This window comes from Hymenobacter sp. (genome assembly GCF_035709525.1).
Classification (GTDB): domain Bacteria; phylum Bacteroidota; class Bacteroidia; order Cytophagales; family Hymenobacteraceae; genus Hymenobacter.
Map to the genome: position 1 here is coordinate 42,044 of NZ_DASTEP010000136.1, position 24,674 is coordinate 66,717.

Below are 24,674 nucleotides of genomic sequence, written 5' to 3' on the forward strand. Positions count from 1 at the left end.
GCCTCAAAAGAGAAAATAAACTGCCTACTATGTGGCGGATATAATTGACCAAGTCGATTTTAGTTGCCACTGCCTGGTTTTTTCTTTTTCTTTTTTAAGCCTGAGTAAGTAGAGAGCGCACTTGGTGGGACATTGTTACCGTAAATAATAACTGCTACAACGTAGCTCGGGTGCTTTGAAATGCTAGGTGATAAAGGTGGCATATGAAGCAACTCAAAACGGTCTCTAAAAGGGTTTTTAGGGGCATTTCCAATTTTCTCGCTTATATCAAAAATGACCAATATGCCTATCTCACTTTGAGGTCCAGCATATGTTTGAGCTTGAGCCAAGTAATTAGAAGTAACAGCTTGCCATGTCACTGGTTGGGTATCTTTCTTGACCTCAATTGGAAATATGTACCCGTCTTCTTCGTAAGTTAAATCCACCCTTCCACCTGCGATTCGGTCTATAGGCTCGTAATTATAATAGGGAGCTTTGCTGTTATTATTAATAAGGCCCTCATACATTTTATCCTGAAACACTCGTTCATCTGTTACAGAAGGGTCATGCAAGTGAGGAAAGAAATGTTTTGGTAAGGTATCTGTTCGGTGCGCATAGCTGATAATATCTGATAAGCAGGCAAGAAAAATTTCGAGGGCATGCTTGTCATAACCGAGTTTAGCTTTGATTATTTCATCTGCGATGTATTCCAAAACTTTTTGCCCTGGTCTACTACCTGTCTTATGGCCTTTTTCAACGAGACGATTTCGAGCAGCATAATCAAGAGCAAGATTGGCGTAAGCGAGCGTCTCTTCTTCACCTGCTTGTGTGCGTTGCCTGATAGCATTTATAACGTTCTCAGGAGTGGCTTCAGTGAAGGAGTTGAGGAATTTTACCAATAAGCTGGTGTCAACTTCGTCATTTTTTTTTTTCTGCTGAGCATTCAGACGGACGCCCAACTCAAGTAAAAAGCTGCTAAGTATTGGATTTGTGGTCCGGGTCTTAGCTGCTACAGACTCAATCTTTTTCTGGCAACCAGATAAGTTGATTGCATAGTAATGGTCGATAATTCTCTCGCTGACGCTGCTGGTGAAGTGCTGATGCGTCTTTTTTAATCTATCGCTCAGTCCATCTATAACAACGGCGTCATTGAAGTACTTTGCGAGTACAGCAAATTCCGCTTGGTAATCGTCCCATTCTTCCTTTTGCTTATCTACATGCTCTGCTAAGCTCTTGATATTCTTCAGGCTATGGTATATATTCCACTCTAATAGGTCGCTTACTGGTTGCTCCATCCAAAGTTGGCGCTGCCAAAGGAGCTCAGTCAGTTGATGAAAGGTATCGGTGTACAATTCCGATTGGTAAGCCAGTAATTCTTTTATGCAACGGGTAGCTAGTAAGAAAAAGAGCGCATCCACCCGGTTTTCTGCCATATCGATGGCTTGGCTAAAGAGCTCACTGGCCATCCCCAGCTCGTTGAGGAACACAACTTGATTTGCCTGCGAGGTTCTATATAATAAATGAATTAGCCCCTTGCGGTAGAACGCCTCAGATGCGACATCGGCGTCTGGATTATCCAAGTAACTGTCGAGTGTGCTATTCACATTTGCATCATCTCCAAAGAGTAGAAATAGGTACCGTAGTTTGGCACTCTGAATATACTGCTCTTCAGCCGCCACATCCATTAAGAAAGTCATGGCAGCATGTGATGGAATAATATTACCCAACGCTAACTCACTGAACCATTCGAGGGCTATCAATCTCAGGTGATTATTTTCTTCAGAGTCAAATACTTCTTGTAGAAAACGCCTAATATTTCGCTCCTGTGCCGGTTGTGCAAAATCCTTCCATTCTAGTCGCTCAAACCAGTCAAAGCGCTCATCCAACGGCTGAGCGCTATACGAACTGTAGCTTAAGGGGAAGGTCAAGTGAATTTAGAAGAAATATTGGCGGCCTGATGGGTCTGGTTCGTCGCGCCAATCCATCTTATCAGACGTAACAGCAGCGGCTAATGTACGCACAGCAGTCCCAACGAATACTTGCAAATCCTCCTTCATGTTGGCCTCAATGTAAGCCAAGGCGTCTTTTAATGCTTCCACGAAGCGTCTATCCGCCTCTTGACCAGCGGGCGAATCCAGAATAATAAAGCGCGGATGACGGCCGTGATGCAGTTGAACGTCAAGCTGAATAATAGCAATGTACATTCCTAGCTTTGCACGTAATTGTGCCCCAGGAGCCAGTTTAGCAAAGCTTAACTCTGTGCCAGAAAATTGGTAGGTAAATTTGAATTTATCGTCAATTTTGACGCTCTCGCAATTTGGTAGGCCAAACTCCTGTAAAAGTTTTAAGTATAGCTTTTCAAAATCTTCGAGTAGGTCGCTACTACGTTCGTTACGAAGGTTACCTAGCTCTTCCTGAGCCATATGTAACCAGTTGATTTCATTCTCTAGTCGCTCTAATCGCTGTTTACTATCCGCAGCAGGCTGAATAAGCGCATTAAGCTCGGCGTTCAATTCTGCCTTCCGCTGTAATAGGGCAGTAGTATCTTCAATATACTTATCTACATCAAAAGTGACTGGTTTGGCCGATAATGCTTGTTGCAATGTCTGCACCTGCGCCGCATAGATTGGAATGGCTGATGTATTGGCCAATTGCTGTGCTTTGACATCGTCTAATTGTTTGCCAACGTCCTCTAAGGATTTAAGTACCCCAGAACGTTTGACACGGTAATAGTACTGGTCCGCTATTAGTTTAGTAGCTTCATCTTCAAGCTGCTTGACTTCCTCCTGATGAGTACCTGGTTCGACTACTGGCTGGTCAGGCGGCATATGAGATGTGCAGAGGCGGCAGTTGCCGGTCTGTCTTTCATGCTCTACTCTTATCGTTTCGACCTCATGACTGCAACTGGGACAGATGCTGACTTCTAACTCGTTAAAAAAGGCTCCAAACTGTTCTTGGTCTTGTAGGAAGCGACTTCGCTTCTTCTTTAGAGATGCTTCGTTGCCAAATTCGTATATCTTCTGCTTGAATTCTTTTTCCTCGGCTTGCAATCTGCTTTGGTCAGCTGTCAGTTGAAGTAGTTGCTGACTCAGTAATCCAGATTGAGTGATGGCTGTATTCTGCCTGTTCAAAGCTATTTCAAAATCACGAGCCGAGGATGGTGCAACAGATGCGTTAGCAGCCTTCTTCGTTTCCTGCAATTTCATTAGCTCAACCTCGACATGCTGGATATCTTTTTGCAAGCTTTGAGTTTGTTCGCTAGTGGCAGCTGCGGCGGATTGAGATTTAAGCAGACCAAGTGTGCTCTGCTTCTTCTCCTTTTCCATCTTCAGCCGGTTGATTGGGTACGTCAGCTCAAGCCCGAATAGCATTTGCAGCACCAGTTCCGTTTGAGACCCAAACACTAATGCATCATCGGCTTCTAAGTAGATTGATTTGAAATAAGTTTGCCAGCTAGTATTATTAGTCTGTAAGCCAACTTGGTCTTTCTGTCCACTTCTACTCGATGTCCATTGCATTTTATAGTAGTCGAACTCTTTAAAAAAGAATTTCTCTACATAAGCTTCATAATCTCCTTTGTTGCCTCTAAAATCAGCAGCATCCTCAATTTCCTCTGCATCCATATCGCCTAATTCGTCGCGCGACAGACTGTAGAATTCAAATATGAAGTTTCGATCCGCTGGCCTTTTGAATATGTGAGCCGTGTGAGTTTGTGCACCTAGGGTAAACTCAACCCATATAGTTTTAATCCATTCACCAACATCGTCAACGAATGAGTTATTGCCAGTTAGAGCGAATTTGACGGATTTGAATATAGTGGATTTACCAACCAAATTTTCTCCTACCCATAGATTAACGCCGGTCTCAGGCTTGCGTGTGTAGTGTAAGGGCTCGCCGGTTTGCTTGACACCGCTGAATTCAATGGAGAGAATACGCAGGTGACGGCCTACCGAGCGAGGACTGTCGCGGGTATATGCTTCATCATCACCGAGCGAAAACAGTTGCTCTAAGTCAGCTTTAGTAGTCGCGCTATTGATACGTTTATGCACGCGCTTAACCAACTCGGTTAATTCCGGTGTAGTACTCATAGGGGTAAGGAATCGTTGAAAAGGTTAAAATAACGTTCTCTTACTTCGTTTTCGATGTCAGCAATTACCTCGTCCAAGGGTGTTTCTCGGTAGGTTTCAATATCATATTGCCGTCGTTTTAAGTCGCTGCCGCTTAGGTAGCCGAAGTAGTGTTTAATTAATTCGCAGCGGGCGATGTACCACTGCGCGGCAGGTACTTGAGATAAGGCGCGCGTGATCTTTTCTGCTCCAAAATGAGTGATAAAGTATTCCTTGTTTGTTTTTTTTAGGAGCGCATTGTGCTGACTTCTCAAATCTATTAGGTTAAGAGATTTAAGTGCAGAAAGAGTGGTGTCGAGGCCATTATAAGCGCCAAAAAAAAAGCGTTTCATCTCGTCGGTGCGTAGCTGGGGCTCATTATCTACAAATATCTGCCGCACTATACCTCTGACCTCGTTCGCTGAAATAGTACCAGCTTCATGTTCACGTAACAACTCATTGCAGAGGTAACTGGGGTATCGGAACAGAAAATCTATCTTCTGAATCTTTACCTCTGAGCGTAGGATACGTGCCCAGTTCGGATGGTCTGGGTCACTGTAAGGTTCAGAAAAATTATAAATGATAAGTAGAATGCGTATCCGCTCGCGTAATGGCGATACTGTAGGATGAGTCATTGGCTGAGAAGATATTCGCAATCATTAGTAAAAGATATGCCGTTGGATAAGCCAATTTGCTTTATCCAACGGCAAAAATTAAGCAATATTTTTAGGGTTCTACTACACTTTGGGATTAGTTGCTGCAGGTATCGGTACTTCTGTGTAAGAAGCAATACTCTCTTTTGTTAGAGAATGCATACGCAAAGCTGCTTCTACAATGTTAGAAGTTACATCTTTGAGTGCATACTTCTTGAATTCCTTTAGATAGTTGCGAACATTCTTTTTTAATTTGTTTAATTGAGAATTATCCATAATGCGGACATTTGGATTCAGGGCAGCGTTATTTGCTATCATTCTCGCGGGTGTAATAATGATAGGCAGCAAGGTAGCATCATGGTAATTTTTTTGAAACCAGAGTTCATGCTGGCCTATTTGACCTGCTTCTGCTTTACTCACTTCAGTACGGGATAGCTTCACCCCACTTTTGCATTCAAAAAATACGTATTCCCCTTGGGCTACATTCCACAGGTTGTCAGGTCCCATTTTCCATTGCTTGTCCGGCTGGTCACTACCGAATCCAAGCATTAGTCCTAAGTCTTTTAAGGCAGATTCAAATTTGTCAGTGTCTTTACCAAACTCTAGCGTACCAAGCATCGCATCTACTGTAATCCGACAATCATCGTAAGAGGCGAAAGATGCCAGCCATTCTTTAGCATTTTCCACCTGGGTTTGGTTGATGATGAGTTTCTTAAAGTATGTGCTGTCAGCGGGTCTGAGTAGAGCTTGGTTATGTCTGTAAGCACTAGTCTGAAAAGTCCCCGAATCGACACGTTGCTCTGCATAGGCATAGCGAGCCATCTCCTGCATGTACCAACCAGTTTCTTCCTCATCAGTACGGTCAAGATGCTTGTTGATGAGTTCCTGTATAAACCGCTGAGCTTTAACTGAGTCTCCTTTTCTGTGTGCTTCAGCTGCCTTACGGTCTAATTCCATGATATGAAACAATGGATTATCGGAAATGCCAGTGGTTAGCTTATTCATCTCCACTTGGTAGTAGTCCTTCCATCCTTCATCTCGATTAAGGCACTGCTTGATAACGTTATCTAGTAAAACGGATGGGTCACCTGTGGTAGCATCTTGAGTAGCCATTATATTAACTTCTATGCCAATTTCGATTTGCTTTTGCGTTTGAGCAGAAAAGCTTTTCCGAAATCGAGGCGTACGCATGACATTAATTAGGTCAGTCCCGGTGATAATGACTACACAGTAGTCTTTTTCACCGCGCACCCCGCGCCCTAAGCCCTGCTCAATTCGCTGGGCTACGCGGGTTTCTATCGTTGTACTAGTAGGACGGCAATACTCCTGATAAGCATCGCCAAGGCGTTGCGCAAATGGCAGGGAGTCAAGTATGAGAATCCGACAGGCATCATCAGGCAAATCGATGCCATCATAACGGTTTACTAAGACTCGTGTTTGTTTGAAATCACCGTTACGAAGTTTGTCGGTTTCCTCTTCAACGTTCTCGACAACGACTGCGCCTTTTTCCTCCCAGTGCTTTGCTGAACGGTGGCTATGCACCAAACTAACAACTCCGTATTTACGGTTGGGAGAAGCTGGAGCGTAGGCAGCAATGATGTTCCCGCGGTGTAAAAGGTCGGACATTTGGTAAGGGTCGAGAATCATTTTTTCTCCTGACCACTTCTCCGCAGCATAGACTAATGGATGTTGTACAACTTCCCTAGGAATACCCAAATCCTTAATAAAAAAGGCGTCATTACTAGTCGTTGCCGACATGAAAATGCGCATTTTAGCTCTCGAAAAAGAGCCAAATAGGTCAATGTTATTGTGGTAAGGTGAAATTTCAATACTACTACCAGATACATAACACTGGCAGTCTTTTAGTTCATTCATTACTAGCGGCCAAGCAAAGCCGACACCATTGATATCAGTATTTTCTCTTAAAAGCGCATCGACCATACCTTCCTTGTTCTGCCAAGCCCAATAGGGAATTAACATGACAGTTCGGTGGTCGCCTTCGCGTACGTTGAAAAACCTCGACTGCCCCTGTTCCTTTAAGTCTGATTCGAATAGCGCAAGGAAAGCGTCGTAAAGCTGTTCGTCGTCTGTTCTTGATATTTTAATAGTGAAACTATCTTGAATGGTATCGATGCAGGAATGCGAGTCGTCTAGTACAATGGTGCCTACTTCAACAGCTCTGGGTCCAAGCTTGAATTTAGTTCGGCCGTTGAACAGGCGTTGCGCTGTAGTTATTAGGATTTGCCTGCCCTCTAAGAACTCGTTAGGGAACACTCCGTTGCCATCTAACTCACAGTATTTTATTCCAAACTTCCGGGCCTGTTCTTTAGTCTGGTGAACTAAATATTTATTAGGGCACAAATAGACAGCTGTGCCCCTACCGGCGTTGAGTTGAGATTGTAGCATGAGCAGGCCGACTAGCGTTTTGCCTTGACCTGTATGCAGCTTCAATATAATATCACGTTCATCTCTATAATTCTTGAACCAGTCCTCTAGAACGGCTTCCTGAGCTACTCGCAGTCCGGCTACATCAACAGTGGTATCAAGAGATTGATAAATTTCCACTGGGTCCACTTTCTTGTCAGGGCCATTGGCATTAATGCGTCTGCGGAAGTCTATCATGATACGTTTTGATTTTCAGGCCTTAAAGGGTAAGTGCTAGTAGTCCTTGCATACTCTGTAGCAAGCGAGAAGTGGTTGGCTCTGGAGCTGTGGTGTGCAACACAACTTTGAGGGCACTAAGTAGCAAAAGAAACTTGAATTTATATCATTGAATTGTTAAAAAATTGTTGAATTCTAATATTGGGAAAGTGCTCTCGTTTTGAGACTGCTGTGTGGCTGGGTATAACCAAGCCGCACAGCAGTTTTTGCCTTGACCGATAGGTTGATAACGCTTTCTATCTCATGCCATTATCCGTAAGTACTCGATGGCCAGCCTTTGTTCTTCCGAAGAAGGACGAATTACTTTCAAGTTGGCTGTTGAGAAATAGCCATGCTCACCAGATGAAGGCGCACACGTTTTGCAAAGTTGTGTGGCCCCGTCTGGCCTTTTGGAATCGGGACATTGACCGAATGGCGTTGCCCGAAGTATGGCAATTGATGGCGCTCAAGGTAGGCGTGAGCCCCGAACGAAGTTACCAGACAACGCTGGCGGCTTATGAAGGAATATTATTCAAACGAGCGTCGTTTCAGGGCAACTCGTTTTGGTTGCTAGCCTTAGGCATCTATCACCGAACCCACACCCGTTACGGCATTCAATTTTGCCCTTCCTGTTTTCAACAAGACGGTGCACGGCCTTACTATCGTCGATGGTGGCGCTTAGCATTAGCCGTTGGTTGCCCCGAATGTGGCTGTCAGTTGCTGGATGAGTGCCCTTTTTGTAAGCAACCGGTAGTCTTCCATCGCAGCGAGATTGGGCGAAAGCGTGAGTTGGCTACTTACCCGCTGAGTTGCTGTACTAGTTGCTTCGCGGATTTCGCAGATTTAAGAACTGAAGTCGTGCCACCCCTAGTATTACGTTTCCAGCAGGAATGGTACCAGCGCATCACCGACAGCAGAGACACTGGCAACGGATACGAATACTTTGACGTGCTGCATCAACTGCTGATGCTGCTCAGCAGCCGGAAGCCGAGCCTGCTGGGTTTTCAACGGGCGGTTGCCGAAAGTCTACAATTGATGTTTCACCAACCAGCTGGTGGGTACCGGAACCGGCTAGAGACCCTTCGATTGGAGGAGAGGATGCGATTAGTCGAGCAAGTGGCTTGGCTTTTGGAAGAGTGGCCGTCGCGTCTCCTCGATGTCATTAGGCAGACCAATACTCGGCTGTCTTCCATTCTGAGCGAGTCACATCACTTGCCTGAGTCTTTTGTGGCGCTCATATTAACATTGAATGCTGACCTCAACAAAAGTTCGGTTCAAAAAATAAGCGGTCCGACACAAGGCGTCTAGCTCACGAAACACACCATGCTAACTATTGCGCATTGATGGTGGGGCCAGAAAGGTACACCTTGCCGGTCCTCATTAACAAGTGGACTTCAGCCAGACGAAAATAGGGCCAGAAAGTGGGACCAGATGAGTATCTTGCTGGCCCCACCTTATTGACCCTTTTATATGCATTTCGGTTACGCCCGCGTTTCAGCCAAAGACCAACACCTCGATACCCAACTCGAACAACTCAAGGCTACGGGCGTCGACCGCGTGTTTCAGGAAAAAATTAGTGGTACTACCGCACATCGGCCAGTGCTCACCGAACTGCTGAGCATTTTGCGCGTCGGGGACACGGTAACGGTGGCCAGATTAAACCGATTGGGGCGCAATAGTGCTCATATCATGAATGTGGTGGCAGACCTGCACGCCCGGCAGGTGCGGTTCGTCGCCCTAGACTTGGGTATAGACACGGCGACTCCCGCTGGGCGATTGATACTAGGTATTTTCGCTGCATTAGCCGAGTACGACCGTGAGAGTATTCGCGAGCGGGCGATGGCAGGTATTGCTCTAGCCAAAGCGCAGGGGAAGCACTTAGGCCGCCGTGCTGGGGTGGACGCGGGAAAGTTGGCCAAGGTCCAGGCCTGTCTAGCGGCCGGCATGTCGGTGCATCAGACCGTAGCTGCCACGGGCGTGAGTGAATCGAGTGTCAAGCGCTACCGCCGCCAGTTAGTCTTGCGGGACCCAGCAGCCAATGGGCCACAGTCCATTTAGCTGTTGTACTGAATTTTTCATCAAAGCACGCCTAAAACTTAACTAGCTTTCCAGCATCCGCTTCAGATAGCCAAGCAGGCGTTGCGCCACGGTTTGAGGTGTGTCCTGCTTGCCATGATGGATAGCTTGCTTGGCAATGTCCAAATCAGATAAATCAGTCTTACTCCACCGGCCTTGCGCAGCAGCAAGTTGGCGGAGTAGAGTGCTGAGTAATAATTCTGAGTTGTAAAATGGGTCGTTTGAAGCAAGTAGAAATCGACTGAAGTTTTCACTTTTTCTGGCTTCGCATTCTACTAGGTAGAACAAACGACGTCCATAAGTCAGCTGCAATATGACGACTCTTCTTCGCCGGGTACCGGCTGTTGTCTTAAGCATAAGCCACCGCTTTATTGCAGGAGCGCTGAGTGTAGGCTGAGTAGGAAAGGGAAAATCTATGTAAGCAGTATGCGAGGCAATTTCATTTGCACCGTCCATATACAAACAGTCAACCTTCTCTGCACGCAGGGTCTCCGTAATATGGTGGAACTGTGAAAATTCAACTCCGGCGTCGGGATTAGGCAGTGTGTCATCAGTTACATCAGTGCTCACGGGTCCGACCAAACCGTCGCTGGCATTAGGAACATTGTCTGAGACCGTGTAGCTGCTGGGTTGGACGTGCCAGCGTGGCCGCCGCCCTTTGAGTGCCACGAGTTGCTGTTCTTTCTGGACACGTTCGACCGGGGGCGCTCCCAGAAATTTTTGGTCAGCGGCTATCAGAAGGCCCATTTTGCCTTTTGCCAGGTCGGAGCTGGGCGGGCTCGTGGAGCTGACCGAGGCTCCTGAAACAGGCATGTTGGTTTGCCGAATAATACCTTCGTTGGCCTGTTTTTCCTGCTGAGGATTGGCTGTTTGGGTATTGTCGTTTTCTCGATAAAAAAGAAGTTTTCGAAAAGGTAGTCGAGCAGTGCAACTTAGGATGGCGTACACGAAAAACGCCCACTTATGGGGGCCGGCGGTTGCTTTTATCCATTTTCCTGCCACTTTTAATCTAGTTGGCCCCGCAAAAGGGAATCCCATGTCCAGGTGGCTAACGCGGTGATTTACCAGATTTTGCCGAATGTTCTTCCCTAAGTTTACCGCTTCTTCGTGCGCCATTCGGTCACCCGCCAGACGGCCAACATAGAGCGCGTCCGAGTCTTGTAGGTGCCCGCGTATTCGAACAAATAACTCTGCTGTTTCTGGGTCGTAGCGCGTAGCTTCCTGGAGGTAAATACGGTCGTAAGGGATGCCGCCCGCTAGCACTTGCTGGATTAGACTGCCAGAGCCGCAGTGATAAAAGCGAAGGATTTCTGAAGGGGGAATAACGAGGAAGCCAACCTTTTCCCCGTCCTGCAAAGTGAATGCCCCAGGCTTGAGTACTCGGCACGGGGAAAAACGTAGTAATTCCTCATCAAAACTGCCGAATGGATGAACACTGGCGATGCGGTCGACGGCTTGTGCCAGCTGCTGCAATGTAGTACTGACCATTCGCTGGGGGTCAGCTACCGTGATAGTTAAGGTGCTGACCTTCCCATCGACATTCGCAGAAGTCGAGGGGGAGAAAAACAGAGATTGGCGGTGCCAAATGCTTCCTATTTCGACCAAGGATAAAAATCCAGTTCCTACACGGATAGTTCGGCGCTTGGAGGTGAAATTATCGGCGCGATAAGGGTGCGCGTTGAAAGTGCTGATGTTAACGGCGGCAAGGTCGACAGTAAGCAAATAGTCATTGCCAGATAAAGTGACCAAGTAAACCCACGCAACCATCCAATACTCTTCATCCTTTGGAAAATCAGAGTTGAAGTGGGGAAACATATAGTGCAGAACAACGTGCTGAACAAACTGCTGATAGATTCTAATTCTGTACGCCTTTGCGTGGTGCAATTCGCATCAACTTTTAAGTATTTGCATCAACTCTTGTATTTGACACCGAGTGAATCTTGGTGGTTTCGAGCGCCTCCTGCATGTTGAGGGGCGGCAGGATGGTGGGTAAGCGCTTGGCCAGCATGGTTTTGCCCGCGCCGGGCGGGCCTATCATGATGACGTTGTGGCCGCCGGCGGCGGCTATTTCGAGGGCGCGTTTGATGTTTTCCTGGCCCTGCACGTCGGCAAAGTCGGCGGCGTACTGGTTGGCCGTGTGCTGGAAAATATCGCGGGTATCAACCCGCACGGGTTCAATCGCTTCGCGGCCTTCGAAGAAATCGATAGCCTGCTGCATAGTTTCGACCGGAATCACGTCGAGGTTGTTGACGATGGCCGCTTCCTGCGCATTTTCCTGGGGCAGAATAATGCCTTTGAAACCCTCTTTGCGGGCCTGAATGGCAATGGGTAGCACGCCTTTGATGGGCCGCAGCGTGCCATCGAGCGAAAGCTCACCCATTATCACGTAGCTACTTAGCTCGTCGGTGCTGAGCTGCTGCGAGGCGTGCAGAATGCCTAGTGCGATGGGCAGGTCGTAGGCCGCGCCTTCCTTGCGGATATCGGCCGGGGCCATGTTCACCACCACTTTGGTGCGCGGCATGCGGTAGCCGCGCAGCTTCAGCGCCGACTCGATGCGCTGCTGGCTTTCCTTGATGGCGCTGTCGGGCAGGCCTACCACGTAAAAATTGGTGCCGGCCGAAACCACTACTTCGATGGTGATGGTGTAGGCGTTGACGCCCTGCACCGCCGAGCCAAAAACCTTGGTTAGCATAAAAATAACAAAACCTGCCTGCCGGCAGCAATACACCCGGCGAAGGTAGCCCGCGCCGGGTGTATTGCTGCCACGTTGGCGCGAAATGGTGAGCTAACTAGCCGCAAAATAACAAATTAGCCAACTGCTTTTCAACTAGCTGGTATAGCTACTCCTGAACATATAAAAGAATGAACCCTGCGGCTACCTGGTGCCTGCGGCTACCTGGTGCGTACCTTTGTAGCCAAGTTATTAACCTTTTAATTTTCAGCTATGAAGCAGCTTTTCGCCGCCTGCCTGCTGGCCAGCAGCGCCGCCTACGCCCAAAGTCCCATCACCATCACGGCGGCCCAGTATCCGGCCACGGCCGCCACGGTGGTGCGCGTGCAGCAGGCCACCGTGGCGGCCGTGGCCGCGCCCACCAAAGGGGCCAACCAAACCTGGGACTACCGCAGCCTCGCTCCGCAGGGCAGCGTCATCGTCAGCACGTTCAACAGTGTGGGTACCAACCCGCCGTTTGCCAACAGCAACCGCTCGTATCCGCTGACGCTGCAGCTGGGTACGTTTGCGCTAGCCGCCACGGCCTACGAGGGTTTTGACGCGGTGGGCTACTCGCAGCTCGGCACGGGGGTGGCCGCGCAAAGCTTTCCGCTCACTACCCTCACGGGCGGCCCCAATGATGTGCTGAGCGTGCCAGCCCAGAACATCGCTGTCAATCTGCTGCGCCTGCCGCTGCCGCTCACCAGCACCACCCGCGTGGTGCGCGAAAGCCGCTCGAGCAGCAGCTCGCTGCTTACGGTGGCGGCGGGCTTCCTCAATCAGGCTCCTTTCCGCTACGTGCAGCGCATTACTACCGTCGACTCGGTGGCGGGCTGGGGCACGGTGCGGATTCCGGTGGCGGGCAGCGCGGCCGGCTCGGCCCCGCTGCCGGTGCTACTGGTGCAGCGGCGCTTCGTGCAGCAAGACAGCTTTTACCTGAGTGGCCAGCCGGCGCCGGCACTCTTGCTGGGGGCTTTGGGCCAGACGCAAGGCAATAAAACCTACCTCTTCCAGCATTTATTTTACCGCCAGAATTCGGCGCAGCAGACCTTGAGCCTTAGCTATGCCACCAGCGCCTTCACCACGCCCACGGCGGTAGCCTACTCGGCCGAGACGGCCATTCCGCTGAATGCTACCGCCGCCCGCGAAGTAGCCACGGGCGGCCTCACCGCTTGGCCCAACCCCACCGCGCGCGGCCAGGCCCCGCGCTTCGAGCTGGCCACGGTGGCCCCGGCCCAGCCGCTGCGCCTCACCCTGCGCGATGCCCTGGGCCGCGTGGTAGCCAGCCTGGAAACGCCCAACGGCCAGCCCGCTCCGCTGCCGGCGCTGCCCGCCGGCCTGTACCTGGCCGAAGCCGAAGCCGCCAACGGCGCGCACGCCAGCCGCCGCGTGGTGCTGGAGTAAGCTGCTTTCGCGACCAACTAAAAAGGGCCACCCGACGGGTGGCCCTTTTTAGTTGGTACGCTATTGCGTTAAAACATCAGCTTTTCAATCAGCATAATCATGATGTGGATGGCTTTTATATGCACCTCCTGAATGCGGTCGGCGAAGCCGAAGTGCGGCACCCGGATTTCAATGTCGCTGAGGTCGGCGAGCTTGCCACCGTTTTTGCCGGTGAGGCTCACCACTTTCAGGCCGGCGGCGCGGGCGGCCTCGGCGGCATTGAGGATATTGGGCGAGTTGCCACTGGTGCTGATGGCCAGCAGCACGTCGCCGCGCCGGCCCAGCGCCTGCACAAAGCGGCTGAACACAAACTCGAAGCCGTAGTCGTTGGCCACGCAGGTCATGTGCGAGGCCTCGGTGAGGGCGATGGCGGCCAGGGCGGGGCGGTCGTGGCGGTAGCGGCCGCTCAGCTCCTCGGCAAAGTGCTGGGCGTCGCAGAGGCTGCCGCCGTTGCCACAGGTCAGCACTTTGCCGCCATTTTTGAGGCTGGCGGCGATGAGCTCGGCCGCTTCGGCGATGCAGGTGAGGTTGCGCTCATCGGCCAGAAACTGGGTGAGCACGGTGCGGGCTTCGGCCAGCTCGGCCTGCACGAGGCCAGCCAGCGAGGCAGGAGTAAGGGCGACGGAGTCGGACACAGCGTAAGCTTAGTAAGTAGTCGGGGTGGTAGGGGGGGCGGTGGGGCGTGGCGCGTGCTCGGCAGCAGCGGCCGCCGATGCGGCGGTGGGGTACGATACGGCCGGATTGTGCGTGCCGGGAGCCGGTTGGTGCACGTCGTAGAGTTTGGCTTTTAGCTCGTTAATCTTGCTGTCCTGCTTGAGAGATTCGCGGCGCAACAGGCTGCTGTCAAGATTTTCGACCACGACTACTAGTGCCAGCACCGCTGCCCCAATGGCGGCCAGCACGTAGAAAAAGCTGCGCTCGTCGTCCACGAGCGAGCCGCTGCCGTTGAGACCGGCCACGCTGCTGCGCACCGCCGGAAACAAGAAAAACAGCACCGCTAACAGTAAATACACTAAAGCGGCGACGGTGACGATGCGTTTAAAAGCAAGCATAAAATCGGGTGAAAAGAAGGTGAAAGGCGCTAGGGCCAAAGCCACTTCTACGGAGCAGCCGTGCAGTTTGCTGCGTTGGCTACCTGGCTGCGGCGGGGTCGGCGGCGGTCAGCGTCGAGTCGGCCCGCACGGCGGTAGCGCCGTTGGCGCGCTGCCGGGCCTGGTCGGCCTCAATGGCTTTGATAAGCGCCTCGTTGCGTGCCTGTAGCTTCGTCATCTGTTCTTCGGCGGCCGGGGGCTGTTGCGTGCGGTAGTACTTGTAGCCCAGGCGCAAACCCAGCATCAGCAAGAACAGGATACCAAACCAGCGGGTAGCTTTAGAGCCGAACATAAGCGAAAACCGAGGAGAAAAAGGGATAAGTACTGCGCCAAAGCTACGCCAAGGCGGCGTTGGTTTGGAGCTGGCTGAGGCGCTGGTAGAGGCCGCCCGCGCGGCGCAGCAGCGCGTCGTGGGTGCCGCGTTCCACGATGCGGCCGTGTTGTAGCACCACTATCTCGTCGGCGTGGCGCACGGTGCTGAGGCGGTGGGCAATAACGAGCGATGTGCGCGAGGCCATGAGGCGCGTGAGGGCTTCCTGCACCAGCTTTTCGCTTTCGGTATCGAGGGCCGAGGTAGCCTCATCGAGGATAAGAATGGGCGGGTTGCGCAAGATGGCGCGGGCGATGCTGAGACGCTGCCGCTGCCCGCCGCTCAGGCGCCCGCCGCGGTCGCCTATCATCGTCTGGTAGCCCTCGGGGCTGGCCATGATGAAGTCGTGCGCGTTGGCCGTTTTGGCGGCTTCGATTACCTCGGCCTCGGTGGCTTCGGTGTTGAATTTGATGTTGTTATAAATCGTGTCGTTAAACAAAATGCTCTCCTGCGTCACGATGCCCATCTGGTCGCGCACCGAGTGCAGGGTGCAGGCGCGGATGTCGTGCCCATCGATGAGCACCTGCCCGGCGCTGGGGTCGTAGAAGCGGGGCAGTAGGTCGGCGAGCGTGCTTTTGCCGCCGCCGCTGGGGCCCACGAGCGCCACGGTCTGGCCTTTTTTTACGGTAAGGTTCAGGTCGTAAAGTACGGCCTTGTCACCGTAGCTGAAGCTCACGTCGCGCAACTCAATCTGGCGCTTGAAGTCGGGTAGCACCGTGGCATCGGGCCGGTCGCGGATGGCGGGCTCGGTGTCGATGACGCGCAGCACGCGCTCGCCCGACACCAGCCCGCGCTGGATGTTGCTGAACGCGCCCGATAAGGCTTTAGCGGGCGTTAGAATCTGCGAGAAAAGGATGATGTATGTGATAAAGGCCGATGCCGACAGCCCCGCCTCGCCGCTCAGTACCAGCGAGCCGCCGTAGTAAAGCAGCCCCGCTACTACGGCCACGCCCGCAAACTCGGAAAACGGCGAGGCCAGGTCGCGGGTATTGTCGATGCTTTGCGTGGTCTGGGCATACAAGTCGTTCTGCGCCCGAAATTTACCTAAAATGTATTTCTGCGCGTTGAACCCTTTAATGACCCGAATGCTGCCCAGCGTTTCGTCTATCACCGACAGCATCGAGCCCAGCGTGCTTTGGCTGAGGGCAGCTTGTCGGCGCAGGCGCTTGGCTACGCTGGCAATGATGCCCCCCGAAATAGGTAGTAGCACCAGCGTGAAAACGGTGAGCTTGGCCGACATGCTGAACAGCAGCACGAAAAACCCAATGATGGTTAGCGGCTCTTTAAACATGGCCGTGAGCGTGTTCACCACCGATATTTCGACCTCATGCACGTCGTTGGTGAGGCGCGACATGAGGTCGCCTTTGCGCTCGTTGGAGAAGTAGCCGAGCTCCAGGTCGAGAATGCGATTGTAGAGCGCGCCGCGCAGGTTTTGCACCACGCGGGCGCGCACCTTGGTCAGCAGCTTGCCGCCGAGGTAGCGGAAAACGTTGCTGAAAAACACCGACGCGATGATGACGCCGCACACGTAGGCCAGCGCTCCGCGCTTGCCCTCAGCTGCTAGTATTTGAGAAAAGTAATAGTTGAAAACGTCCTTGATGTACTCAATATTCAGGGCGAAATGCGGGAGCGTGGCCGGCGCGGTGGTCGTGTGCGTATCGGTGGTGCCGAAAAGCACGTTGAGCAAGGGAATAACCAACGTGAAGTTGGCAATGCCGAAAAAGATGCCCAGCACCATGTACAGCAGGTACAGCGGCAAAAAGTCGCCGTAGGGCCGGGCAAACTGGAGCAGGCGTAAATAAACTTTCATCGCAGATTCGAACGGATTTTTAAGATTTAACGGATACGCCCGCTGCGCGGGCTGGCTAGGCTGGCGCAGTTGGGCTGGGCTAGCGGCTAAGCTGGCTCAAGCCATTTCTGCTCTCGCCAAGAAGCGTTAGCGCAGTAGTCAACATAAAATAGAGTAGTCAGCCCGCGCAGCGGGCGTATCCGTTACATCCTAAAAATCCGTTTGAATCTGCGGTCTAGAATTCGTGCAGGCGCTGGGCGATGTTCCAGCGCACGGCCAGCGAGGCGTAGCTTTCCACGTAGCCCGAGCTGGTGAATGACGTAGTGCGGTTGCTACGCGAGATGAAGGAGGCGTCCAGAAACAGGTTGAGGCGCGGCTGGTAGGTGGCCGTAAAATCGGCGTGCAGCAAGCGCCGCTTGTCGCCCTGGCCGGTGCGGTTGCCGTACTCCGTGGGGTGCGAGTTGTAGGAAATCAGCGGGTTGCCGCCGTAGTTGATAAGGTTGCCGGCAGCGTCGCGGGTGTCGAGGCCCTGCACCGTGTAAAACGCCTTGCCCACCAGCGTGAGGCGCGGCAGCGGCTGGTAGCTCACGATGCCGAGCAGCTCGGTCAGGTTGGCCCCCATGGGGTGCGCCAGCGGCTGCTGATAGTGCTGATAGTTAGTGTAAATATCGGTGTGCTGGTAGGTGTAGGGCCGGATGTAGTTGAACTCCAGCTGCAAGTCGAGATTGCGTACGCCGGCCACGTCGAGCAGCTTGCCGCCCAGTTGAATGGCCTGCTTGTTGGCCCACCAGCCGTTGCCCGCGAATACCTCTTTTACTTTAAACTCATCGAGTACCAACTGCCCGTAGAGCTGGGCGCGGTGCTTGATGTTCCACTTAAAATCGAGGCCCAGCAAGGCATTATCGGCCGAGCCAACCTGCTGCTCGATAGCGCGGTAGAAGATAAGCGGATTCAAATACTGGATTTCTAGTCCGCGCCCCGGACCGCCCGTCACCTCCGACTCAAACACGCCGATGTTGAGGTTTTTGGTCACGTCGAAACTCAGGTGGTGCAAGGCCAGGTACTTCTTGGGAAACACCTGGTCGGCATTTTCGCGCTGGGCCGTGAGCTCGGCAAACAGATTCTGGTAATTGAATTTCCAGACCCGCGTATTGAGCTTGAGAAAGAAGTACGGCGCGCTGTAGTCGCTGAGAATCAGTGAGCGGTAGCCATTGCCAATAAAATTGCGGTCGTGGGCCAGCTGCACGTTGATGTGCTTGGTAGCCGCGTAGGTGATGCCGCCCCGCGCCGTGAAGAAGTCGTAGGCGCTGCCGCCCTCGCCCTTGAAATACTTGGTGTAGCCCTCGTGCGGGGCCACGGGGCCGCCCGTGAGGTTGTCGCGCCCGATGCGCTGCTGCACCCAGCCGGGCACGGCTTGCTGGTTGTCGGTGAGGAAGCCGTAGAAGCCCAGCCGCTGGTCGATGGTACCCTCAAAGGCGATGCCCCGCGTGTTCACGTAGCGCAGGCCCGAGAGGCTGTTGTCGCCGCCGTTTTTGCCGGCTTGCAGCAGCAGCACGGGGTTTACGCGCAGGGTAAAATCCTTGGTCTGGACGTGGTAGAGGTCCGTCTGGTCGCGGTAGAAATACGTGAGGACGGGCTGCCGGCTCGCGTTCAGGCTGTCGCCCAGCGGCGAGTACATCCAGTTGTCTTTCAGTAGGTACTGCGCGTTGTAGCGGTCGGCGCGCGACAGGCTACCCTGGCTGTACGCCAGGCTGTCGCCGCTGAGCAGGCGCTCGCCGAGGTGCGCGGCCGCCGCCCGCGTGTAGGGCCGCACACTGGTGTGCGGGTCTTGCAGCGAGTCGGGGCCATACTTGATGGCGTAGCGGTCGAGCAGGCGGTAGGTATTGGGGTCGAGCGGCACGTAGAGCGCGCCCTGGTACTGCTGGCCGTAGGGCGTGCCTTTGGCCGGGCGCGCCTGGGCGTGGGGCGGGGCCGGCGCGGTTACGGTGGCCGAGGTTTTTGCTTCTTTGGTCGCTGGTTTCTTAGCGGCGGGGGCCGGTTCGAGCGGCTGGTTGAAGATGTACCAATTGGCCGTGCCCGGCGCGGGTGGGGTAGGGGCGGGCGTGGTTTGGGCGGCGAGCCGGCCCGCCGGCACCAGCAAGAGCAGGAAAAGGTAGGGTTTCATCCAGAAAAGAAATACTACCCCACCGGGGGCAGGCCGCGCAAATTTACGTCGCAGGCTGCGGCGCGGACTTGCGCCCCGCGCCCACCCAAAGTCCGCGCCCCACCCCGACCTTTGCCCGCCGTGCTGCGCCTGCTCCAATTTTCTGACCTCGACCTAACCCGCTGGGACGCCTGCGTGGCGGCCAGCCCCGGCGCGCTGCCCTACGTGCAAGCGTGGTGGCTGGCCGCTACGGCCGGCCGCTGGGCCGCCGTGGTCGAGCTGGGGCCGCTGGGCGAGTATCGCTCGCTGTTGCCGCTGCCCTGCAAGTGGCGGCCCTGGGGCCGGGTGGCCTACCAGCCGCTGTTCACGCAGCAGCTGGGCCTGGTGCTCACGGCCGATAGCCAGCACCGCGACTTGCAAGAATACCTGGCGCTGGCCGCGAAAAGCGTTGCTCGCTTCTACCAGCAGCTGCCGCCCGCCGCGCTGCCGCTGCCCGCGCTGCCAGTAGGCTTCGTGCTGGCCGAGCGCCTCACCTGCCTGCTCGATTTGGGCACGCCCTACGCGGCTATTTACAAAACATACCTGACCGGCTGCCGCCGCCGCCTGCGCAACAATCAGGCGCTGGCGCAGCCGCTGCTCGTGCAGCAAGGGAATGACTTGGAGGCGTTGATTGCGCTTTTTCTTACCTACCGGGGCGAGGCCCACACGGGCCTGCGCCCCGGCCACTACCACTTGCTGCGCCGCCTGTTTGCCGCTTTGCAAAGCCGGGAGATGGCCGAGCTGCGCGAGGTGCGCCACCCAGCTACTGGCGAGCTGCTGGCCGGGGCGCTGTTTGTGCGCCACGCGGGCGGGCTCATTTATTTGTTTGCCGCCACCTCGCCGGCCGGGCGGGCGGCGAGCGCGCCTATTTTGCTTATCGACGATGCCGTGCGCCGCCACGCGGGCCAGCTGGGGCAGGTGTTCGATTTTGAGGGCGGCAGTATTCCGGCCATTGGGCGATTTTTCGCCAATTTTGGGGCCACGCCCGTACCTTATCCTACCCTCACGCTTACCCAACCGCCTTGGTTTCTCCGATGGATGCGCCCCTGATTACGTCCGAATCTGTGCAGCAAGCGCTTGACCGCCTGCACGTGGTCTGTGCCGAGCCCAGCATTGCCAACCACTTTCTGGCCGAGCTGCGCGACGTGGATATTCAAAAGGATAGCCTGCGCTTTCGGCGCAACTTGCAGCGCCTGGGCGAGATAATCGCCGGCCGCATCAGCACCAAGCTTAGCTACACCACCAAAACCGTGAAGACGCCGCTCGGCGAAGCGCCCAGCCAGCTGCTGCACGACTTCCCGGTGCTGGCCACCGTGCTGCGCGCCGGGCTGCCGTTTCACCAGGGCTTTCTCAATTATTTCGACCAGAGCCCCAGCGCCTTTGCCGCCGCCTACCGCATCGAAGGCACCGCCCAGGTGCAGGTGCAGCTCGACTACCTCGCGGCGCCTAACCTCGACGAGCGCGTGCTTATTCTGGTCGACCCCATGCTGGCCAGCGGCAAGAGCCTCGTGCAAACCTACCGCGCCATGCTGCGCTTCGGCACGCCGCGCCAGGTACACATCGCGGCGGTTATCGCCTCGCCCGAGGGCGTGGCCTACGTGGCCCGCGAGATACCCGAAGCCAGCCTGTGGGTGGCTGCCGTCGATGAAAAGCTCAACGAGCAGGCCTACATCGTGCCCGGCCTGGGCGATGCCGGCGACCTGGCCTTCGGCAGCAAAATATAATCTTCACGCAGGCACGTACTTAGCCGGGCCGCCGTTATAAGCAACCTCGTAGCGGCGGGCCTTGCCCCGAAAAAGGTATTTTTGCCGCGTTATCGTCTGGTTGTTTTCCTCTCCCTAGTCTTTTTGCCAGTGCTCCCTTACGCCGCCAAATGGGCTTCCGTCTTCCTGCTCAGCACCGTTAAGTTCTTGGGCGGGCCGCTGGCGGGTAGTAGCATGGGCTTGAGCTTTGCGCCCACAATGGCGCTCACCGTGGCGGGCATGATGACGAGCGTGTTCGTGTTTTCGGGCGTGGGGCGGGCCTGGGTGCGCCACCGGCAGCGGCAGCGCCGCCTGCGCCGGGCGCCTATCTTCTCTAAGCGCTCGCGCAACATTATCAAGGTGTTCCGGCGGTTCGGCATGGGTGGTATTGCGTTTCTGACGCCCATTTTGCTGTCGCCCATCGGGGGCACCGTCATTGCCACGCTGCTGGGCGTGCCGCGCCAGCGCATCATGCTACACATGCTTTGGAGCGCCGTGCTGTGGGGCGGCATTCTCACGCTGGCCAGCGACCGAATCGGGCACTTGCTGCACCATTAAGGGTTAGAAGTCAGACAGGAGGAGGTAGACATGAGACGTTAGACATGAGAAAAGCTACAGGTCAGTTCTCATGTCTCATGTCTACCTCCTGTTTGACTTCTAACCTACCTGCTGCGCCCGCCACTCGTCTTCCAAGATACTCATCTCGACCAAGCTCCAGTAGTGGTCATCGTGGCGCAGCACGTCGCGCATCACGCCATCTACTTGCAGGCCGCAGCGCTTGTAGCAGCGAATGGCGGCTTCGTTGAAATCGTACACGCCCAGGTCGATGCGGTGCAGATGCAGCTGCTCGAAACCGATGCGCAGCAGCGCCCGCACCATCTGGGCGCAGTAGCCGTGGCCCTGGTGCCCCTCGGCCACCAGCACCCGCGAAACGCGCCCCGAGCGGTTGCGCACGCTGATGCCGCCCAGCGAGATATGGCCCACCGTGCGGCCGGTTTCAACTTCCACGGCTTTGTAGATAAAGACTTCAGGATTAGTGAAGTCGTTGGCCCCTTCGAGGTACCAGGCCAGCGCGCCCGGCGTGAGCGGGAAGGAGAAAAGCGAGCCGCTCCACTCGTACAATAAACGTTCGGTATCGACCCAGGCAATGAGCTGCGCGAAGTCCTCGGGGGTAAAAGGTTCTAGCTGAATCATAAAATAAAAAGGCCATGGGGTGCGCCGTGCAACGCTAACCCTGATACGGCCAGCCTGGAAGGTAGATTATTAAGAAATGAGGTGCGCGGCCGGGTAGGTGAGTAGCAGGCAGCGCTCGCTGAATAGGCTCGATTGGCCCACGCGCCGGATAGGCTAGCAAGATAACGGCTGTGCTTTTGGGATGAAAACGGGCTTAAACTCCACCATTGGTAAGCATTTGGCGTATAGGGCAAACTTCTTTTCTCTTTCACGCGCTTTACCGCAACGCCAATGGCCACTACTTCTCCTATTTTAAATGATTCTGAGCTCGAAGAACTCGCGGGCTTTGTGTCGCCTACGCTGGGGCAGCGCCTGGGCGTCGAGTTTTTGGGCACGTTCTGGCTGGTGCTGGGCGGCTGCGGTAGTGCCGTGCTGGCAGCCGCGTTTCCCAACGTGGGCATCGGGCTGCTGGGCGTGTCGCTGGCGTTCGGCCTCACGGTGCTCACGATGGCGTTTGCCTTTGGCCACATTTCGGGCGGGCACTTCAACCCGGCCGTCACGATAGGCTTGTGGCTGGCCGGGCGGCAGGGACCCCGGTTTGTGCTGCCTTACATCATTACCCAGGTGCTGGGGGCCACGGCCGGCGCGGCGGTGCTCTACTTCATTGCCAGCGGCAATCCCGCCTATAACCTGGCTGCCAACGGCCTGGCAGCCAATGGCTACGAGTCTGGCTCGCCGGGCCATTTCACGCTGGCCGCCGCATTCATCACGGAAGTAGTAATGACGATGCTCTTTCTCTACATCATCCTGGGGGCTACCGACCGCCGGGCGGCCAAGGGCTTCGGGCCGCTGGCTATTGGGCTGGGGCTCACGCTTATTCATCTCATCAGCATTCCGGTCACCAATACATCGGTGAACCCGGCGCGCTCGACCGGGCCAGCCTTGTTTGTGGGTGGGCAGGCCTTGGGCCAGCTGTGGCTGTTTTGGGTAGCGCCGCTGCTGGGCGCGGCCATTGCGGGCGTCACCTACCGCTTCCTCACCGGGGCCGAGGGCCGCGAGCCCATTGCCTCGCAAGGCCAGCGTATCTCGCAGGCTACTAGCTCTATCGGCGACGTAACGTCGAGCCGGCCGACCCCGGAAGCGTAAAGCTTACCGAGTAATTAAAAAGCCCCTTTGCACGCAAGCAAAGGGGCTTTTTTTGCGGCTACCGGCCGCCCTGTCCGCGCCGACGCAGCGCCTTGGCCGCTGGAGCCGACGCGCCTTTTTTGCCGGGGTTTTTCTTGCTGCCCTTCTGGCTTTTCTTGTGGTGCTTGCCGGCCTCGAAGACCTTGCCCGTGCGCTTGTCGATGGTTTCGCCGGGCTTTATCCACTCCTTGCGCTCGTGGAACGCGCCTTTGTAGTCGGGGTTGGCGCGCTTCTTCTGCTCGTCGATGGTGCGGGCGTGCTCCTGGCCTTCCTCGAAGGGCGTGGCCGTTATCTCTACCTCAGCGGGTAGCTCCAGGAGCGGAATGGGCTGGCGGATAAGTTCTTCGATGCGCTCGATGTGCTGGCGCTCGGCGGGGTTGGCAAAGGTGATGGCCGCGCCCGTGTGCTGCGCCCGCCCCGTGCGCCCGATGCGGTGCACGTAGTCGTCGTAGATGAGCGGCACGTCGAAGTTGATAACGTGGCTCACCTGCGGCACGTCGATGCCGCGCGCGGCTACGTCGGTGGCCACGAGGTAGCGCACATTACCTTCTTTGAAGGCGTCCATGCTGTTGAGGCGCGCGTTCTGGCCCTTGTTGCCGTGTATCACGCGCACCTCGCCCACGGGCGCTTTGCGGTTGAGGAACGACGCTACCTGGTCGGCATTTTCCTTGGTGCGGGTGAAGAGTAGTACCCGCGTCATCTCGTCGGCATCGCGGTGCAGCAGGTAATGCAGCAGATTTATTTTGGTGCCCAGGTTAGGCACTTCGTACAGGCTCTGCGTGATGGTCTGGGCCGGCTGGGCAGGCGGCGTCACCTCCACCCGCATCGGAAATTCCAGAAATTCTTCGCTGAGCTGCGTCACGCGCTCGGGCATCGTGGCCGAGAACAGCACGTTCTGGCGCTTGCGCGGGATGATTTCCAGAATGCGCCGAATCTGGGGCATGAAGCCCATGTCCATCATCTTGTCGGCCTCATCCAGCACCAGTGTTTTCAATTCTTTCAGCACCAGCTCGCCCTTGATGTAGATTTCCATCAGGCGGCCCGGTGTGGCAATCAGAATATCGAGCCCGGCCTGTATCGTCTCAATCTGCGTTTTCGGCCCCAGCCCGCCATAAATGGCAAAAATGCGGATGTCGGTGTGCGTGGCCAGCGCCTTGAGGTGCTTTTCGAGTTGAATGGCCAGCTCGCGGGTAGGGGCCAGCACCAGCGCCCGCGGGTGCGTGCCCTGCGCGTATTTCACCTTCATGAGCAGCGGCAGGCCGAAGGCCGCCGTTTTGCCGGTGCCCGTCTGGGCGATGCCCAGCACGTCGTGCCCGGCCAGCAGCAGCGGGATGGTTTGCTGCTGCACGGGCGTGGGCTCGGTAAAGCCGGCGTCGGCTACGGCCGTGAGTAGCTGCTTGTTGAGTTTGAAATCGGCGAAGGTGGCGGGGGTATCCATTCGGCAAAGGTCGGCATAAGTTTACTGTCCGGCCGTGGTACCCCACCCCCGGCCCCTCCCCTCCGGGAGAGGGGAGCCAGACGAGTTTTGAGTTGAG

At 55.0% G+C, this 24,674-nt stretch carries 19 protein-coding genes and 1 pseudogene; 7 read left to right on the plus strand and 13 right to left on the minus strand.

Annotation, left to right across the window (positions count from 1 at the left end; translation table 11 throughout):
- Positions 1-59: 59 nt before the first annotated feature.
- The 4 genes from VFO93_RS11895 to VFO93_RS11910 form a co-directional block, all read right to left on the minus strand.
- Complete coding sequence (locus VFO93_RS11895; protein WP_325134592.1) at positions 60-1,907, minus strand: hypothetical protein; 1,848 nt, start codon at positions 1,905-1,907, stop codon at positions 60-62.
- A gap of 6 nt (positions 1,908-1,913) precedes the next feature.
- A complete protein-coding gene (locus tag VFO93_RS11900) occupies positions 1,914-4,067 on the minus strand; it encodes a hypothetical protein (RefSeq protein ID WP_325134593.1) in 2,154 nt (717 codons plus the stop codon).
- Positions 4,064-4,720, minus strand: a complete 657-nt coding sequence (locus VFO93_RS11905) for a hypothetical protein (RefSeq protein WP_325134594.1) — start codon at positions 4,718-4,720, stop codon at positions 4,064-4,066. The genes VFO93_RS11900 and VFO93_RS11905 overlap by 4 nt, the downstream gene beginning before the upstream one ends.
- Before the next feature lie 102 nt (positions 4,721-4,822).
- Positions 4,823-7,360: a DEAD/DEAH box helicase gene (locus VFO93_RS11910; RefSeq protein ID WP_325134595.1), complete on the minus strand. Its 2,538-nt coding sequence runs from the start codon at positions 7,358-7,360 to the stop codon at positions 4,823-4,825.
- Positions 7,361-7,642: 282 nt separating this feature from the next.
- Between VFO93_RS11910 and VFO93_RS11915 the strand changes: the two genes are divergently transcribed.
- A complete protein-coding gene (locus VFO93_RS11915) occupies positions 7,643-8,686 on the plus strand; it encodes a TniQ family protein (RefSeq protein ID WP_325134596.1) in 1,044 nt (347 codons plus the stop codon).
- 162 nt (positions 8,687-8,848) lie between these two features.
- Positions 8,849-9,436, plus strand: a complete 588-nt coding sequence (locus VFO93_RS11920; RefSeq protein ID WP_325134597.1) for a recombinase family protein — start codon at positions 8,849-8,851, stop codon at positions 9,434-9,436.
- Between the two features lie 42 nt (positions 9,437-9,478).
- Here the strand turns inward: VFO93_RS11920 and VFO93_RS11925 are convergent, their stop codons facing one another.
- Together VFO93_RS11925 and VFO93_RS11930 are read right to left on the minus strand one after the other, a co-directional pair.
- Positions 9,479-11,269 (minus strand): hypothetical protein, encoded by a 1,791-nt coding sequence (locus VFO93_RS11925; protein ID WP_325134598.1) that lies wholly within the window; start codon positions 11,267-11,269, stop codon positions 9,479-9,481.
- 109 nt (positions 11,270-11,378) lie between these two features.
- A pseudogene (locus tag VFO93_RS11930) lies at positions 11,379-12,146 on the minus strand (YifB family Mg chelatase-like AAA ATPase); the annotation flags it as partial.
- Positions 12,147-12,398: 252 nt separating this feature from the next.
- On the opposite strand from VFO93_RS11930, the gene VFO93_RS11935 reads away from it, so the two are divergent.
- Positions 12,399-13,568, plus strand: a complete 1,170-nt coding sequence (locus VFO93_RS11935) for a T9SS type A sorting domain-containing protein (protein ID WP_325134599.1) — start codon at positions 12,399-12,401, stop codon at positions 13,566-13,568.
- A gap of 68 nt (positions 13,569-13,636) precedes the next feature.
- Here VFO93_RS11935 and lpcA read toward each other — a convergent pair whose 3' ends face one another.
- From lpcA to VFO93_RS11960, 5 genes are all read right to left on the minus strand, one after another.
- Positions 13,637-14,242 carry a D-sedoheptulose 7-phosphate isomerase gene (lpcA, locus tag VFO93_RS11940; RefSeq protein WP_414653571.1) on the minus strand — a complete coding sequence of 202 codons (606 nt, stop codon included), beginning with the start codon at positions 14,240-14,242 and terminating at the stop codon, positions 13,637-13,639.
- A 9-nt stretch (positions 14,243-14,251) separates the two neighbouring features.
- Positions 14,252-14,659: a hypothetical protein gene (locus VFO93_RS11945; protein WP_325134600.1), complete on the minus strand. Its 408-nt coding sequence runs from the start codon at positions 14,657-14,659 to the stop codon at positions 14,252-14,254.
- 79 nt (positions 14,660-14,738) lie between these two features.
- Positions 14,739-14,990: a hypothetical protein gene (locus VFO93_RS11950; protein ID WP_325134601.1), complete on the minus strand. Its 252-nt coding sequence runs from the start codon at positions 14,988-14,990 to the stop codon at positions 14,739-14,741.
- 43 nt (positions 14,991-15,033) lie between these two features.
- Entirely contained in the window at positions 15,034-16,878 is a 1,845-nt protein-coding gene (locus VFO93_RS11955; RefSeq protein ID WP_325134602.1) for an ABC transporter ATP-binding protein, read from the minus strand.
- 214 nt (positions 16,879-17,092) lie between these two features.
- Positions 17,093-19,021, minus strand: coding sequence for a capsule assembly Wzi family protein (locus VFO93_RS11960; protein ID WP_325134603.1), 1,929 nt, complete (start codon positions 19,019-19,021; stop codon positions 17,093-17,095).
- Positions 19,022-19,141: 120 nt separating this feature from the next.
- Between VFO93_RS11960 and VFO93_RS11965 the strand changes: the two genes are divergently transcribed.
- The 3 genes from VFO93_RS11965 to VFO93_RS11975 all read left to right on the plus strand — a co-directional run bounded on the left by VFO93_RS11965 (position 19,142) and on the right by VFO93_RS11975 (position 21,339).
- A complete protein-coding gene (locus tag VFO93_RS11965; protein ID WP_325134604.1) occupies positions 19,142-20,089 on the plus strand; it encodes a GNAT family N-acetyltransferase in 948 nt (315 codons plus the stop codon).
- A gap of 14 nt (positions 20,090-20,103) precedes the next feature.
- A complete protein-coding gene (gene upp, locus VFO93_RS11970) occupies positions 20,104-20,763 on the plus strand; it encodes a uracil phosphoribosyltransferase (RefSeq protein WP_325134605.1) in 660 nt (219 codons plus the stop codon).
- 129 nt (positions 20,764-20,892) lie between these two features.
- Positions 20,893-21,339 carry a hypothetical protein gene (locus tag VFO93_RS11975; protein ID WP_325134632.1) on the plus strand — a complete coding sequence of 149 codons (447 nt, stop codon included), beginning with the start codon at positions 20,893-20,895 and terminating at the stop codon, positions 21,337-21,339.
- Between the two features lie 99 nt (positions 21,340-21,438).
- On the opposite strand, the gene VFO93_RS11980 is transcribed toward VFO93_RS11975, so the two are convergent.
- Positions 21,439-21,975, minus strand: a complete 537-nt coding sequence (locus VFO93_RS11980) for a GNAT family protein (protein ID WP_325134606.1) — start codon at positions 21,973-21,975, stop codon at positions 21,439-21,441.
- Between the two features lie 270 nt (positions 21,976-22,245).
- On the opposite strand from VFO93_RS11980, the gene aqpZ reads away from it, so the two are divergent.
- Positions 22,246-23,100: an aquaporin Z gene (gene aqpZ, locus VFO93_RS11985; protein ID WP_325134607.1), complete on the plus strand. Its 855-nt coding sequence runs from the start codon at positions 22,246-22,248 to the stop codon at positions 23,098-23,100.
- A gap of 58 nt (positions 23,101-23,158) precedes the next feature.
- On the opposite strand, the gene VFO93_RS11990 is transcribed toward aqpZ, so the two are convergent.
- Positions 23,159-24,577: a DEAD/DEAH box helicase gene (locus tag VFO93_RS11990; protein WP_325134608.1), complete on the minus strand. Its 1,419-nt coding sequence runs from the start codon at positions 24,575-24,577 to the stop codon at positions 23,159-23,161.
- Between the last annotated feature and the right edge of the window lie 97 nt (positions 24,578-24,674).

Coding starts and splice junctions, on each gene's coding strand:
- VFO93_RS11900 (WP_325134593.1), bottom strand. CDS start 4,067: ATGAGTACTACACCGGAATTAACCGAGTTGGTTAAGCGCGTGCATAAA.
- VFO93_RS11905 (WP_325134594.1), bottom strand. CDS start 4,720: ATGACTCATCCTACAGTATCGCCATTACGCGAGCGGATACGCATTCTA.
- VFO93_RS11910 (WP_325134595.1), bottom strand. CDS start 7,360: ATGATAGACTTCCGCAGACGCATTAATGCCAATGGCCCTGACAAGAAA.
- VFO93_RS11915 (WP_325134596.1), top strand. CDS start 7,643: ATGCCATTATCCGTAAGTACTCGATGGCCAGCCTTTGTTCTTCCGAAG.
- VFO93_RS11920 (WP_325134597.1), top strand. CDS start 8,849: ATGCATTTCGGTTACGCCCGCGTTTCAGCCAAAGACCAACACCTCGAT.
- VFO93_RS11925 (WP_325134598.1), bottom strand. CDS start 11,269: ATGTTTCCCCACTTCAACTCTGATTTTCCAAAGGATGAAGAGTATTGG.
- VFO93_RS11935 (WP_325134599.1), top strand. CDS start 12,399: ATGAAGCAGCTTTTCGCCGCCTGCCTGCTGGCCAGCAGCGCCGCCTAC.
- VFO93_RS11945 (WP_325134600.1), bottom strand. CDS start 14,659: ATGCTTGCTTTTAAACGCATCGTCACCGTCGCCGCTTTAGTGTATTTA.
- VFO93_RS11950 (WP_325134601.1), bottom strand. CDS start 14,990: ATGTTCGGCTCTAAAGCTACCCGCTGGTTTGGTATCCTGTTCTTGCTG.
- VFO93_RS11955 (WP_325134602.1), bottom strand. CDS start 16,878: ATGAAAGTTTATTTACGCCTGCTCCAGTTTGCCCGGCCCTACGGCGAC.
- VFO93_RS11960 (WP_325134603.1), bottom strand. CDS start 19,021: ATGAAACCCTACCTTTTCCTGCTCTTGCTGGTGCCGGCGGGCCGGCTC.
- VFO93_RS11980 (WP_325134606.1), bottom strand. CDS start 21,975: ATGATTCAGCTAGAACCTTTTACCCCCGAGGACTTCGCGCAGCTCATT.
- aqpZ (WP_325134607.1), top strand. CDS start 22,246: ATGGCCACTACTTCTCCTATTTTAAATGATTCTGAGCTCGAAGAACTC.
- VFO93_RS11990 (WP_325134608.1), bottom strand. CDS start 24,577: ATGGATACCCCCGCCACCTTCGCCGATTTCAAACTCAACAAGCAGCTA.